Source organism: Kushneria phyllosphaerae, assembly GCF_900312995.1.
Classification (GTDB): Bacteria; Pseudomonadota; Gammaproteobacteria; order Pseudomonadales; family Halomonadaceae; genus Kushneria; species Kushneria phyllosphaerae.
In genome coordinates this window covers 540,609-554,375 of sequence record NZ_ONZI01000002.1, presented here as the reverse complement: position 1 = coordinate 554,375, position 13,767 = coordinate 540,609, and the positions used below count along the sequence as shown (strand labels likewise).

The following is a 13,767-nucleotide window of genomic DNA, read 5'->3' as shown; positions in this document are numbered from 1 at the left end:
AAGGAGCGCGACCTTGAGTAGTGAAATCATTAAGGTACCCGACATCGGGGGCAGCGAGGGCGTCGAGATCATCGAGATCTCCGTCCAGGCCGGCGATACGATCGAAGCTGAAGACACCATGATCGTGCTGGAATCCGACAAGGCCAGCATGGACATCCCCGCACCGAAGGCTGGCAAGGTCAGGAAGGTACTGGTCAGCGAAGGGGACAAGGTATCCGAAGGCGACGACATTCTCGAGCTTGAATCCGAGGGTGACGGCGACGCTGAAGAAGGCGATGACGAGGCAGACGAGAGCGGTGATGACACGTCATCGGTCAAGGACGGCCGCAACGCCGAACATCTGGAAGAAGAGGCGCAAGCCGACGAATCTGATGTTAAAGAAGACAAAAAGCCGAAGAAGTCCTCCGGCGGCAAGCGCACGGTAGAAGTGCGTGTTCCGGACATCGGCGGCAGCGAAAACGTTGAAATCATCGAGATCGCGGTCAGCGAAGGCGATGAGATCAGTGAAGAAGATGCCCTGATCACGCTGGAGTCCGACAAGGCCTCGATGGATGTGCCCAGCCCATACAGCGGCAAGCTGGTCTCTCTTGAGCTCAAGGAAGGCGATACCGTCTCCGAGGGCGACCTGATCGGCACCATGGAGATTGCCGGCGAAGGCGATGATGACGCCGACGACGATACCTCCGAAGACGACACCTCCGACGATGATAGTGCCGACCATGAGGATGAGGCCGAGGCTACCGACGACGAAAGCGAAGACGACGTCGAGGAAGGCGACGGCGGTCGTCAGGAGCTGCGGGTTCCGGACATCGGCGGCAGCGACAACGTTGAAATCATCGAAGTCTCGATCAGTGAAGGCGATGAGGTCAACGAAGAAGATGCGCTGATCACGCTGGAGTCCGACAAGGCCTCCATGGACATCCCCAGCCCCTTCAAGGGCAAGATTGTGGAAGTCAGCGTCAAGGAAGGCGATACCGTCTCCGAAGGCGATCTGATCGGCTATATCGAAGTGGCCGGCAGCAAGTCCAAAGGCTCGTCCAAAAAGTCTTCCGGCGACAAGGCTGATTCGAAGAAAAAATCCGACGACTCTGTCAAAAAATCATCTGATTCAAAGGGCAAATCCAGCAGCTCGAAAGAGAGCGGCAAGCAGGATGTGCCGGACAGCAAGGCGAAGAAGGACGAGGGCAGCTACGGCGGTGAGCCTGGTCCCGAGGCTCGTCGCAAGCAGGGCGAAAGTACTTCCGGCAGCAGCGTTCATGCTGGTCCGGCCGTGCGTCTGATGGCACGTGAGCTGGGTGTTGAACTTTCCGACGTCAAGGCCAGCGGTCCGAAGGGACGCGTGCTGAAAGAAGATGTGGATGCCTTCGTCAAGCAGGTCATGGCCGATCGCAGGAAGGGCGGCGGTGCTTCCGCTCAGTCGTCTGCGCCGGCGCAGGGCGGTGCCGGTATTCCGCCGATCCCGGCCATCGATTTCAGCCAGTTCGGTGAGATCGAAGAGAAGCCGATGGGTCGTCTGATGAAGGCGGGTGCGACCAACCTGCATCGCAGCTGGCTCAACGTGCCGCATGTGACCCAGTTCGATGAGGCCGACATCACCGAGCTTGAAGCCTTCCGCAAGGCGATGAAGGACGAGGCGGCACAGCAGGGCGCGAAGCTCACACCGCTGCCGTTCATGATCAAGGCGGCCGCGCACGCACTGGCGAAGTATCCGCAGTTCAATGTGTCGCTGCACCCGGATGGCGACAAGCTGATTCAGAAGAAGTATTTCAACATCGGTGTGGCGGTGGATACGCCCAACGGGCTGATGGTGCCGGTGATCCGCAACGTGGATCAAAAGGGCATTGTCGAGCTGGCAAAGGAAGTGATCGACCTGGCCGGTCGGGCTCAGGAAGGCAAGCTCAAGCGCGAAGAGATGCAGGGTGGCTGCTTTACCATCTCGAGTCTCGGTTCAATTGGCGGCACGGCGTTTACGCCCATCGTCAATGCGCCTGAAGTCGCCATTCTGGGGGTGTCGAAATCGCAGATGAAGCCGGTATGGAACGGCAGCGAGTTCAAGCCACGACTGATGTGTCCGCTGTCCCTGTCCTATGACCACCGTGCGGTTAACGGTGCCGATGCGGCACGGTTTACAGCGTATCTGGCAGCGATTCTGACCGATATTCGTCGACTGACCATGTAACGGTTGACCGTATCAAGGGGCGGCTCTTCGGGGCCGCCCTTTTTATGGGGCATGCGGATCGGTTATTGCTGCGCAGTGGGCAGGCGTCGTCAATATGTCGCAGAGTCGTCGACTTCACTTGTGCCTGCAGGGTGCCTGTCGTTATTGTTGCGTTTTATTTTCAGATGGCCCGCCAGCCACGATTGTCTGGTGGCGTCGGTCCGGATCATGAGTCATTTATTGAGGAGCGGTTTTTCATGCGTTTGATCCTGTTGGGAGCCCCTGGTGCGGGTAAGGGGACGCAGGCCCGATTCATCTGCGAACGCTTCGATATCGTCCAGATTTCGACCGGCGATATGCTGCGGGCGGCCGTCAAGGAAGGCAATGAACTGGGCCTGAGGGTCAAGGAAATCATGTCTGCCGGTCAGCTCGTGTCCGATGATCTGATCATTGAACTGGTCAGGGAGCGTATCGCTCAGCCCGATTGTGCCAACGGCTTTTTGTTCGATGGTTTCCCCCGCACGATCGTGCAGGCGGATGCATTGAAAGAGGCCGGTATCGATCTGGATCACGTGCTCGAAATTCACGTGGCCGATGAAGAGATCATCAACCGGCTCTCCGGTCGCCGGGTTCACCCGGGCTCGGGGCGCGTCTATCACGTCGATAATCATCCGCCTCTCACGGCTGATATCGATAATGAAACCGGTGAGCCTCTGATTCAGCGCGAAGACGACCGCGAAGACACCGTGCGCCATCGTCTGGACGTATACCATGACCAGACCGAGCCCCTGATTGCGTACTATCAGCAGTGGCAGGAGCAGGCACCCGAGAAGGCACCGGCTTTCCATCGGATCGAGGGTGTGGGCAGTGTCGAGGAGATTCGTGCCCAGGTGGTCGCGGCACTCTCTGTCTGATCATTGAGGCCATGACAGGCTCTACAAAAACCGCATGCCCTTGGGGATGCGGTTTTTTTATATCCGGATTTCCCTTTTGAACTGTGCCGTTATGCATGTTTTTCGCAAGGTTGACGGAATAATTGAGCTGGCATGGTGTCTCTGTCATGGCAGTGTCATGATGCGCTGCTTCCATGGCCTGCGCTCATTGCTCATGTGCGGTGATCTCATGGTTGTCTCCAGAACGCGGTTTTGAACGCGTTTTGGACGGGCGTTGCGATACCTACGTATAATGCCGCCTCATTTCCGACTCTGACGTAGCGAGCCCATGACTAGCCTGCTGGCCCTTGATGCTTCCTCTTCTGCCTGCTCCGTGGCCCTTTGGATGGACGGTAATGTGATCAGCAGGGTAGAGCATGCCCCGCGGGGTCATACCCGTCGTCTCATGCCCATGATCGATGCCCTTCTTGATGAGGCCGGTATTGCCCGTACCTCGCTGGATGCTATCGCCTATGGTCATGGACCGGGCGCCTTTACCGGCATTCGTATTGCGGCCGGGGCGGCCCAGGGCATCGCTTACGGGCTGGGGTGCCCGCTGCTGGGTGTTTCAACGCTGCGGGCGCTGGCACACAATGCCTGGCAGCGTGACGGCGCCAGTCTCATCATGCCGGCACTTGATGCCCGTCTGGGTGAGCTTTACGTGGCGCTTTACCGAGTCGATGAAGGGCGGCTCGAAGCCGTGATGGCCGATAGCGTCATGGCGCCGGAATCGCTTGCGTTGTCCTCATGTTCGCCTGGGTCGATCACCATGATCGGCAGCGGTGTTGCTCTCATGGACAGGTTGTCGTCCGAGGTTCGAACGTATGTGGGGATAACGCTTGAGCATCGCGAACCCGAAGCCCGTGACATTGCGCAACTGGCAGCCATGGATTTTGCCTCGGGGCTGATCACCAGCCCGCAGGAGGCCCTCCCCGTTTATCTGCGTGATCAGGTTGTTTCCAGCAAGCGTTAAGGATGCTCTTTATGGATTGGTTTCATGTGGTGGTGCTCTCCTTTATTCAGGGGATCTCCGAATTTTTGCCTGTGTCGTCATCGGCACACCTGATTTTGCCATCACAGCTGTTTGGCTGGCCCGACCAAGGGCTGGCGTTTGATGTTGCCGTTCATGTGGGGACGCTTCTGGCCGTGTTGATGGCCTTTCGCAAGGATGTCATCGCCATCCTGGGCGGCTGGTTTGCGCATGTGTTCAAGCGCCGCCCGAGCGAGGAAGCCCGTATCGGCTGGGCCGTGATTGCGGCCACCCTGCCGGCCGGCATTCTGGGCTTTCTGGGCGATGATCTGATCAGCAGCTACGCCCGATCCGGGCTTGTGATCGCAACCACTACCATCCTGTTCGGTCTGTTGCTGTGGTGGGCAGACGTCAAGGGCATCAGAAAGCTCGTCATGTCTCAGATGACGCTTAAAAATGCCGTGCTGATCGGCTTTGCGCAGGCACTGGCCCTGATTCCAGGCACTTCTCGTTCAGGCATCACCATCACGGCGGCGCTGCTTCTGGGCTATACCCGCCAGACCGCGGCGCGTTTTTCGTTTTTGATGTCGATTCCGCTGATTCTGGCGGCAGGGCTTTTCAAGGGCATCGAGCTTGCCGAGACCGGTGCCGATGCCCACTGGTTGCCTATCATGGGCGGTGTTGTCCTGTCGTTTCTCTCGGCACTGGCCTGTATCAAGCTCTTTTTGGCCGCGCTGGATCGCATCGGCATGCTGCCCTTTGTCATCTATCGCATGATTCTGGGCATCTTCCTGTTCATCACTCTGGCATGACACTGTTAAATCCCATGCCCCGTCCTGTCATGCTCGGCGATGACACACAAGACCATGTCCTGGCGCACCGGCTGGGGCTGGCATTGGTGCCGACGCCGGGCAGTGATGAGCTGTGGCTGCGCCATGGTGAGCACGGGCTGGAACTGGGCGGCGACAAACGTCAATTCGGTGCACCGATCCGGGCCGATCTGGTCGGAGGCGGTGTGGCGCACCGACGTCAGTTCGGCGGCGGGCGCGGTCAGCTGATCGCGCGCGCCTGCGGTCTGAAACAAGGGGTGTCGCCAGACATCATTGATGCCACGGCGGGGCTCGGGCGGGACAGCGCGGTGCTGGCCTCGCTTGGGGCGAGGGTCCTGATGATCGAGCGTCATCCGGTTGTGGCAGCCCTGCTGTTGGATGCGCTGAATCGAGCCTGCCGACTGGAAGCGCTAAAGGCGCTGACGCAGCGCCTTTATTTCGTGGAAGGGGACAGCAGTCAGACGCTGTCAGAACTGATTGCCACGTCAGACGTTGCGCCTCAGGTCGTTCATCTTGATCCCATGTATCCGCATCAGGACAAGTCGGCATTGGTGAAAAAGGAGATGCGCCTTTTTCGCCGTCTTGTCGGGGATGACACGGATGCGCCGCAGCTTTTGGCCCAGGCGCTCGATATCGCGACCCACCGGGTCGTGGTTAAAAGGCCAAAGGGTGCACCGCCCATCGAGGGGCCGTCCCCCAGCCATGAGATTGTTTCCAAAAACAGTCGCTATGACCTTTATGTGCATCGCTCACTAAAACCCTCACGCTGAGGCTTCACTGTGCGCGCGCCCGGCGGTCAGCTCTGTCAGGCGATGGCGAAGGGCCGGATCAAACAGCATGCGGCTTTTCATCAGGGCTTCCGGCAGGCGGGCATCAAAGTTGAGCTTTTCCTGTGACTGCCAGAGCCAGCCGTCGCGTTCCAGACTGTCCAGCAGTCCGGCAAACAGGCGCCGATCGAAAAATTCCGGTGCATTAAGCCCCTGTAGCCGCGTCAGTCGCTCTGCCAGCAGTTGACTCTGTGCTTCCAGCATTTCCCGACTGATGGTGCCATTGGGGTAATGCATCAGCGTTGAAAAGAGGATAAAGCCGCGCTCGAGCGTCGGCTGGATGGCACGGCCCAGCAGGTAGAGCCGTTCCCGCGCCTCATCGCCTGTCTCGGGACGCTGCCAGGTATCCCCCTGGTGTGTCAAAAGCCCCAGTGCCACGAACACTTCCAGGACGCCATTCAGATGCTCGGCAAAGGCCTGGTCATCAGCCTCGATGAAGAACTCCTGCTGCAGCGCCGGCCAGATGGGGGCCAGCAGGCTTTCAAGGGTGGTGAATTCAAGGCGGGCGTTATTGCGAAAGGCAAAGGCGACCAGCGCGTGAAGGGCAAAGAGATGCAGCACGTTGTTGCGATACCAGGTCAGCAGCGGCGCTCGCTCGTCGCTGACCGTAATCAAATCCCCCAGTGAGTGTTCGATACGACTGACCATGCCCAGATATTCACTGCGTTCCACCCATTCCCGTGGTCCCTGTTCGGGCAGTCGAACGCGTTTGCCGCCGGGCAGGCGTTCCTGTAGTGCATACAGCGTCTTGAGCTGGCGCATGAGCAGATCGATTTCGATGGTGCGATGTGGCGTGGCCAGCATCGTCAGGGCGACCATCGAAATGGGCGTGAGCGCGGCGGCGTGATTGATGCGGGTGGCAATTTCAAGGCTTAGATTCGGCACGGCCTCTCGCAGCCAGTCGGCCTCTGGCCCGGGCTTCTGCGAGCGCCAGTCGGGGAAACGCTGATTCAGATAGCTGCCCAGTACCAGCGGTTCGCCGACGCTGACCTGAACGCGTCCAAAGGGCTGGCGCAAATGGCGCAGCACGCGCAGTAGTCCCAGTGGGGTCTCCTTGCGCTTTTTGCCCGTGCGCAGCTCGCGGATATAGGCGTTGGATTCGAGCACTTTCTCGTAGCCGATATAAATCGGTATGAAGGCCAGTTCGCGACTCGGTGCACGGGCATGGGAGCGTAGCGTCATCGACAGCATGCCGGGTTTGGGGGAGAGCATGCGTCCGGTGCGTGAGCGTCCGCCTTCGATGAAGTATTCGACCGGGTGCCCCTGAGACAGCAGCTGATGCAGATACTCGTTGAATACGGCGCCATAGAGGCGGTTACCCTTGAAACTGCGACGCATGAAAAAGGCGCCGGCACGTCGCAGCAGTGGGCCGATCAGGGGCATGTCGAGATTGCGGCCGGCGGCAATGTGCGGTGGCATCAGCCCCTGCTGATAGAGCACGTAGGAGAGCAGCAGATAGTCGATATGGCTGCGGTGGCAGGGGACATAGACCAGCTCATGAGTCCCCGCCAGGGCTTCGACATCCTCGATGCCGTGCACATCGACGCCATCGTAAAGCCGATTCCACAGCCGGCCCAGCACCTGATAAAGAAAGCGCAGCACCGGGGTGGACATGTTGGCGGCAATTTCAAATCCGTAGCGCTCGGCACGCTGAAGGGCGTGCTCATCACGTTCGCCGCGCTCCAGGGCGCTGTCGTGCACGGCTGCCCGAACGGCGGGCTGGCGCAACACCCGCCTGACCAGTGTGCGACGATGAGAAAGGTCAGGCCCGATGGCCTGGAGCCGAATGCGGCGAAAATAGCGCCGTAAAAAGCGGGTGATGCGGGTGCGGTTGAACTGCTGGTCGACCTCGCCATGGGCCATCAGGGTACGCAGCGATACCGGTTCTCCCAGGCGGATCTCAAGCGAGCGGCCGTTGATGATCACGCCCGCCAGACGCTGCAGGCGGCCCACCAGCGACCAGCCGTCGGCGGTCAGGAGATGACGCAGGCCTACGCGTTCACGTTGCGGAGCTCGCCCCCAGAACAGCGTGACCGGTACCAGATCCACATCACTGTCAGGGTACTCTTCCAGTGCCGTGATCAGATGATCCAGCGATGTGGAGCGGTCGACATGGCCACGGTGACGGCGATAGTGCGTCGCATCGAACAGGGCCATGCGCGCCGGAAAACGCTGACCATGGGCCAGGCAGACATTGCCATCGGGAGAGGGCAGATCAAGGCGCTGACAGAAAATGGACAGTGCAAGACGATCAGACAGGGCCGACACCGGTAATATGTAGATGATCGGCCGATCATGCCCGGTCAAAAGTGTTTTCGGGCATTCGGGATCAATGCTGCGAAAGCGCAGCCAAGCGCCGAGTGCCTGGCACCCCAGGCGCTGCCAGAATCCCTGTGAAGATGTTTCAGACATGGCCGGTTTGCTCGCTGAATCGGGAATATGGGAGGTTGAATGATCTGACAATGAGATCTGCACCGATCCGATGACCTGGCACTATAGTATAGCGCTGGTTGAATCGACATGGCCCGGAGGGCAGCAAGACAGGGAGATGCAACATGAGAGAGCAGTGGCATGACGGCAATCATTTTTCCCTGTTGCCGACGGCAGACTGTTTTGTGCCCGCACTGCTTGACGCCATCGATCACGCGAAGGCCTCGATTCTGATCGAGCTCTATATCGTCGAGGATGGCGACATGGGGGTGCGTTTTTTTGAAGCACTTATCCGGGCCCGCGCCCGCGGCGTCGAGGTGCGGCTTTTAATTGATGCCTGCGGATCATGGTCACTTTCCGATGAAAGCAAGCAGCGTCTGGTGGATGCCAACATTTCCCTTCGTGAGTTCAACGTCCTCTCGCTCAGACATCTGGGGCGTTTTATTTCCAGAGATCATCGAAAGCTGGTCATCATCGATGGACATACCGCCTTTACGGGGGGCTTTGGGATCAGTGACCAGTTTCTCGGGTCATGGTTTGAAGTGGCCATCCGCATCACCGGCCCGTGTGTTGATGACTGGATTGGATTGTTCAATCGCGTGTGGCGCTCAAGAAAAGCCCAGGATTTTTTGACCGGTGCCCGTCGCAGGGGCGATACGCCCGAGATTGCGCCGAATCCAATGCGCTGTGAAGGTCATATGGTCGGTCGCGTGGTCTGGGGGCAGGGATATCACTATCAGGCCATCCGTCGCTCACTGCAGCATCAGGTCAGTACGGCTCAAACGCGTATCTGGATCTGTACCCCTTATTTCGTACCCACACGCACGTTGAGAAGGCAGCTGCGCCGAGCGGCACGTCGCGGGGTAGATGTGCGGCTATTGCTGGCCGCACGTGATCATGACCATCCTAGCGTGCGCTACGCCGGACAGCGGTTTTTTACCCGGCTTCTGCGTTCAAACGTGCGCATTTTCGAGTTCCAGCCGCGCTTTATTCATGCCAAGTTCAGCCTGTGTGACGGCTGGGCCACCATTGGCTCATGCAATTTTGATCACTGGAGCCTGCAGTGGAATCTGGAGGCCAATCAGGAAATTGATGATCCTGGCTTCGCCACCGAGCTGGGGGAACTCTTTGAACACTGTTTTGATCAGTGCCATGAAATCAGCGCTGTCCACTGGGCGTCGCGGTCGCGACGCCAGCGGCTGCGTGAATGGGTCTACGGCATGATGGATGCGCTGATTACTCGATTGCGCTGAAGGCTTTTGCCAGGCGTCTTTTACTGGCGCTTGCCCGGGCCTCTGGACTTGCCCTTGCTGTTTGAGTTGCCCCTTGCGCCCTTGCTGCCTTTTGAAGGTGCGGGGGCAGGCTTTTCAACCGGTGCGCGCTGCAGCAGGTAAAGATCCAGCGTCAGCTCGGCCAGCTGACCTGCCAGGCGGGTGGCTTCGGCGGGCTGTTGGCCAAGGGCTGCCAGCTCCGGGTCTTCCTCGTCAAACAGGCCCGACAGGGTCATGAAGGGCAGCAGCAGTTCAGCGGCCGTCTCTTCCTGAGCGCCGAACCAGGCCGCCTCATCAAGAAAGACGCCTTCCATGAAGCCGGCACACCAGAGGCGTACGGGATGCTCTTCGTTGTCTTCTTCGCTGCCTTCAAACTCGAGGTCAAAGGGCAGGTCCGGGATGTTGCCGTTTTCAAACACTTCGACTGCATTGACGAGCAGGGCATCCAGTGCGTCAAGGGTCTCCTGGCGCTGCTGATCGCTTTCAAAGTCGGGCGTGGTGTCAAAAATCAGGGCATGGCGCTCATCGCGCTCGTGAGACACGGTCGAGATGGCCAGCGCCGTCAGAAGCCCATGGGCGCCAAACAGGTCCAGCGCTTCCTCGTTGACGCGTTCGGAGTCGAGAAACTCGAACAGGGCATCAAGACGCTCATCCTCCAGCAGCGGTACCGATTGCGGCGTATCGGCCGTGATATCATTCATTGATCAGCATCCATACAGTACATACAGTAAGCGGCGCGTGGCACGGCAGCCGGGCCGCCGGGTTAAGAGTGCATAGTTTATCATCCATGACCGATTTTCCTGCCAGCGACATTGATGACTTTCCGCTCGGCGATGCCAGCCGTGCCCGGCTGTTGGCTCATGTTGAGCGATGTCTTGTGACAGCCCGCGTTCACTATCCGGCGCTGCCCTCTCCCGAAATCTGGTGCGATCTGCGTGGGCGCAGTGCCGGTCAGGCGCATTATGGTCGCGGTGGTCTGCGCTTTAACATGACGCTTTACGGCGAGCAGCCCGAGGCCTTTCTTGCCGATGTGGTGCCGCATGAAATGGCGCACTGGGTCGTTCATCATGCCTGTCCCGGGCGCGTTCGACCGCACGGCGCGGCGTGGCAGCGGGTCATGATCGAGGTGTTTGACCGACCCCCCAGCGTTACCCATTGCTTTGATACCTCGCGTGCCAGTCCTGCCCCCTATGCCTATCTCTGTGGCTGTCGTCGGCACTACTTTACCCGGCGGCGCCATAACAACGTTTGCCGGGGCAGTCGGTATCGCTGTCGCCACTGCGGCGAGGCACTGCGTCCTGAAGCATGTGACGATCGCGTGTGATCCGATTCAGACGAAAAGAGAATGGTCGAACAGTGACCATCGTCTAATGGTCAGTCTGCCCCTGCCTGACGCTAATCTATGGGTCACACTATCCAATGGTGGGTCTGCGTGACCCATTAGATCAAGGAGATGCGACATGAGCCATACTGCCCCAGCCATGGCAGGTGCCGCACAAAAGCTGCGTAGCCCGATCAGTGAGCAGGACTACCGCGAGCGTTATCGTTATTCGATCGAATCTCCTGAAGACTTCTGGCGTGAAGAGATGCAGCGCCTTGACTGGATCCGCACGCCTGAAAAGATCATCAACGGGCATTTTGGCGAAAATCACTCTCGTATTCAGTGGTTTGAGGACGGTGTGCTCAATGTCTCGGCCAACTGTCTGGATCGTCATCTTGAAAGCCGCGGTGACAAGACTGCCATCCTCTGGGAAGGCGATAACCCCGATCAACAGCGAGTGATTACCTATCGCGAACTGCACGAACAGACGTGCCGGTTTGCCAATATGCTCAAGGCGCTTGGGGTAGGGCGTGGCGACACCGTCACGCTGTACATGCCCATGATTCCGGAAGCGGCCATGGCCATGCTGGCGTGTGCACGTATAGGTGCCGTGCATTCAGTGGTGTTTGGCGGCTTCTCGCCCGAGGCGCTGGCAGGACGGATATCGGATTGTGCCTCCCGCGTGGTGATTACCGCCGATATTTCACGTCGCGGTGGCAAGCAGGTGCCGCTCAAGAAAAACGTCGACGAGGCGCTGGCCATCAAGGGTACCGAGTGCGTCGAGCATGTGCTGGTTGTTCCCTGTGGTGACAAGCCCATCGACTGGCAATCCCGCGATATCGATGCCTGCGCGATGATGCAGGAGCAGTCTGTAGCGTGTGAGCCCGAGGCCATGGGCGCCGAGGACCCCCTGTTCATTCTTTACACTTCGGGGTCTACGGGCACCCCCAAGGGCCTGATGCATACCACCGGGGGATATCTGCTTTATGCGGCCATGACCCATCAGGAGATCTTTGGACTGCGTGAAGATGATGTCTACTGGTGCGCTGCCGATGTGGGCTGGGTCACCGGTCACTCCTATGTGGTGTATGGGCCACTGGCCAACGGTGCCACAACGGTCATGTTCGAAGGCGTGCCGAGCTATCCAGATTATGGTCGTGTCGGGGAGGTGATTGACCGGCACAACATTACAATCTTCTATACCTCGCCGACGGCCATCCGCGCCATGATGGGCCATGGCGATCATGTCATGGACAGCAGCCGACGAGATTCGCTGCGCCTGATCGGGACAGTGGGTGAGCCCATCAATCCGCAGGCCTGGCATTTCAGCCACCAGATTATTGGCAACGGGCGCTGCCCGATCATGGATACCTGGTGGCAGACCGAAACCGGTGGCCACATGATGGCGCCCCTGACCGACGTTGAAAACGTCAAGCCAGGCGCGGCCATGCGGCCTTTCTTCGGCATTCGTCCGGCATTGATGGATGCCGAGGGCAAGCGCATTGAAGGTGATGGCGAAGGCAGTCTGGTCATCGAAGGCAGCTGGCCGGGTCAGGCGCGTACCATTTGGGGCAACCATGAGCGTTTCGAGGAAACCTATTTCAGCATGCATCCCGGCGCCTACTTCACCGGTGATGGCGCGCACCGCGATGCCGATGGGGATTACTGGATTACCGGGCGTATCGATGATGTCCTCAATGTCTCCGGGCACCGCATGGGCACGGCCGAAATCGAATCGGCACTGGTGGCGCATCCGTCCGTTGCCGAGGCAGCGGTTGTAGGCTTTCCTCATGACATGAAGGGGCAGGGCATCTATGCCTACATCACCCTCATGCAGGGGACCGAACCCAGTGAGGCGCTGAGCAAGGAGCTCAATGAGGTTGTGCGCCGCGACATCGGGGCCATTGCCAAGCTGGATGCCATTCAGTGGGCGCCGGGCCTGCCCAAGACGCGTTCCGGCAAGATCATGCGACGCATTCTGCGCAAGATTGCCGCCAACGAAGTGGATGGCCTTGGCGACATCAGTACGCTGTCCGATCCTGACGTTGTGGAAGCCCTGATCAAGGAGCGCGTTCACCACTAGCAAATATGCTCATCTGCTTCTCTATCACGACAAGCGCGTCATCTTGTCGCATAATGAACGTTAGCGCCGGGGAACCGGTTGCTAACGTTTTATTTTGGAAATAAAAAAATCATGGGGTAACATGCTGAGATTGCTGGTTACATGATCGGCAGGTGGCATGATGACGCTCGGCCTTGCACTGCTGATGACGTGGCTGACCGCGTTTTGACCGGGGCTGGGCCGTCCTGAATGATACGGGGAATCCTGGAGGAAACTGCATGGCCTTTGCCCAGAAGTTTATCGTGGCAGACGATCACCCCTTGTTCCGTGCGGCGCTGACGCAGTCATTGCGTCAGGTAGCGGCCAATGCCGAAATTGTTGAAGCCGATACCATGGAAGCCACCATCGAGGTCGTTACGCGCCATCCTGATGCTGACCTGATTCTTCTGGATCTGCGTATGCCCGGTGCACATGGTTTTTCAGGCCTGATTCAGCTGCGCGGACAGATGCCTGACATCCCCGTGGCAGTGATCTCGGGCAGTGAAGAGCCACAGGTGGTTCGTCGCTCTCTTGATTATGGGGCGTCCGGTTTTATTCCCAAGTCGGCGTCACTGGACACGATCGCCGGTGGCATCAGTGCCATCCTTGATGGCGAGATATGGCTTCCGCCTGAAATGGCTGACTATCTGGGAGACGGTGATGAGGAAGAAGCCAAGTTTGCCGCGGCGATCGCATCACTGACGCCGCAGCAGTTTCGCGTGCTTAACATGCTGACCGAAGGCCTGCTGAACAAGCAGATTGCCTACGACCTCAATGTTTCCGAGGCGACCATCAAGGCACATGTCACGGCGATTTTACGCAAGCTGGGTGTTCATTCGCGAACGCAGGCGGTGATCGCGGCCCAGAAACTGGAAGTAGAGCCTTCACGCGTCGAAAACTGAACGCCAATTCGATTGTTAAAAATCC

Annotated in this window: 11 protein-coding genes; 9 read left to right on the top strand and 2 right to left on the bottom strand. The window is 58.8% G+C overall.

What is annotated here, in order from left to right; genetic code table 11:
* Nucleotides 1-13: 13 nt before the first annotated feature.
* The 5 genes from aceF (at nucleotide 14) to KSP9073_RS08430 (ending at nucleotide 5,660) form a co-directional block, all read left to right on the top strand.
* On the top strand, nucleotides 14-2,179 hold the full coding sequence (gene aceF / locus KSP9073_RS08455) for a pyruvate dehydrogenase complex dihydrolipoyllysine-residue acetyltransferase (protein WP_108842526.1): 2,166 nt from the start codon (nucleotides 14-16) through the stop codon (nucleotides 2,177-2,179).
* A 236-nt stretch (nucleotides 2,180-2,415) separates the two neighbouring features.
* A complete protein-coding gene (adk, locus tag KSP9073_RS08450; RefSeq protein WP_108842804.1) occupies nucleotides 2,416-3,072 on the top strand; it encodes an adenylate kinase in 657 nt (218 codons plus the stop codon).
* Nucleotides 3,073-3,379: 307 nt separating this feature from the next.
* Nucleotides 3,380-4,063 (top strand): tRNA (adenosine(37)-N6)-threonylcarbamoyltransferase complex dimerization subunit type 1 TsaB, encoded by a 684-nt coding sequence (gene tsaB, locus KSP9073_RS08440; protein ID WP_108842524.1) that lies wholly within the window; start codon nucleotides 3,380-3,382, stop codon nucleotides 4,061-4,063.
* 11 nt (nucleotides 4,064-4,074) lie between these two features.
* A complete protein-coding gene (locus KSP9073_RS08435; protein WP_108842523.1) occupies nucleotides 4,075-4,872 on the top strand; it encodes an undecaprenyl-diphosphate phosphatase in 798 nt (265 codons plus the stop codon).
* A gap of 14 nt (nucleotides 4,873-4,886) precedes the next feature.
* Nucleotides 4,887-5,660: a class I SAM-dependent methyltransferase gene (locus KSP9073_RS08430; protein ID WP_207771442.1), complete on the top strand. Its 774-nt coding sequence runs from the start codon at nucleotides 4,887-4,889 to the stop codon at nucleotides 5,658-5,660.
* Here KSP9073_RS08430 and plsB read toward each other — a convergent pair.
* Nucleotides 5,652-8,129 (bottom strand): glycerol-3-phosphate 1-O-acyltransferase PlsB, encoded by a 2,478-nt coding sequence (gene plsB, locus KSP9073_RS08425; RefSeq protein ID WP_108842521.1) that lies wholly within the window; start codon nucleotides 8,127-8,129, stop codon nucleotides 5,652-5,654. The genes KSP9073_RS08430 and plsB overlap by 9 nt on opposite strands.
* Before the next feature lie 143 nt (nucleotides 8,130-8,272).
* Here plsB and KSP9073_RS08420 point away from each other — a divergent pair, with 143 nt between their 5' ends.
* The gene (locus tag KSP9073_RS08420) at nucleotides 8,273-9,400 is read left to right on the top strand and encodes a phospholipase D-like domain-containing protein (protein ID WP_108842520.1); all 1,128 of its coding nucleotides are present in this window, start codon (nucleotides 8,273-8,275) and stop codon (nucleotides 9,398-9,400) included.
* Between the two features lie 20 nt (nucleotides 9,401-9,420).
* On the opposite strand, the gene KSP9073_RS08415 is transcribed toward KSP9073_RS08420, so the two are convergent.
* Nucleotides 9,421-10,119, bottom strand: coding sequence for a YecA/YgfB family protein (locus KSP9073_RS08415; protein WP_108842519.1), 699 nt, complete (start codon nucleotides 10,117-10,119; stop codon nucleotides 9,421-9,423).
* 86 nt (nucleotides 10,120-10,205) lie between these two features.
* Here KSP9073_RS08415 and KSP9073_RS08410 point away from each other — a divergent pair, with 86 nt between their 5' ends.
* The 3 genes from KSP9073_RS08410 (at nucleotide 10,206) to KSP9073_RS08400 (ending at nucleotide 13,742) form a co-directional block, all read left to right on the top strand.
* Nucleotides 10,206-10,742: a SprT family zinc-dependent metalloprotease gene (locus tag KSP9073_RS08410; RefSeq protein ID WP_108842518.1), complete on the top strand. Its 537-nt coding sequence runs from the start codon at nucleotides 10,206-10,208 to the stop codon at nucleotides 10,740-10,742.
* A gap of 157 nt (nucleotides 10,743-10,899) precedes the next feature.
* A complete protein-coding gene (gene acs / locus KSP9073_RS08405) occupies nucleotides 10,900-12,822 on the top strand; it encodes an acetate--CoA ligase (protein WP_243409184.1) in 1,923 nt (640 codons plus the stop codon).
* A gap of 257 nt (nucleotides 12,823-13,079) precedes the next feature.
* Nucleotides 13,080-13,742, top strand: a complete 663-nt coding sequence (locus KSP9073_RS08400; RefSeq protein ID WP_086622302.1) for a response regulator — start codon at nucleotides 13,080-13,082, stop codon at nucleotides 13,740-13,742.
* Nucleotides 13,743-13,767: the final 25 nt, after the last annotated feature.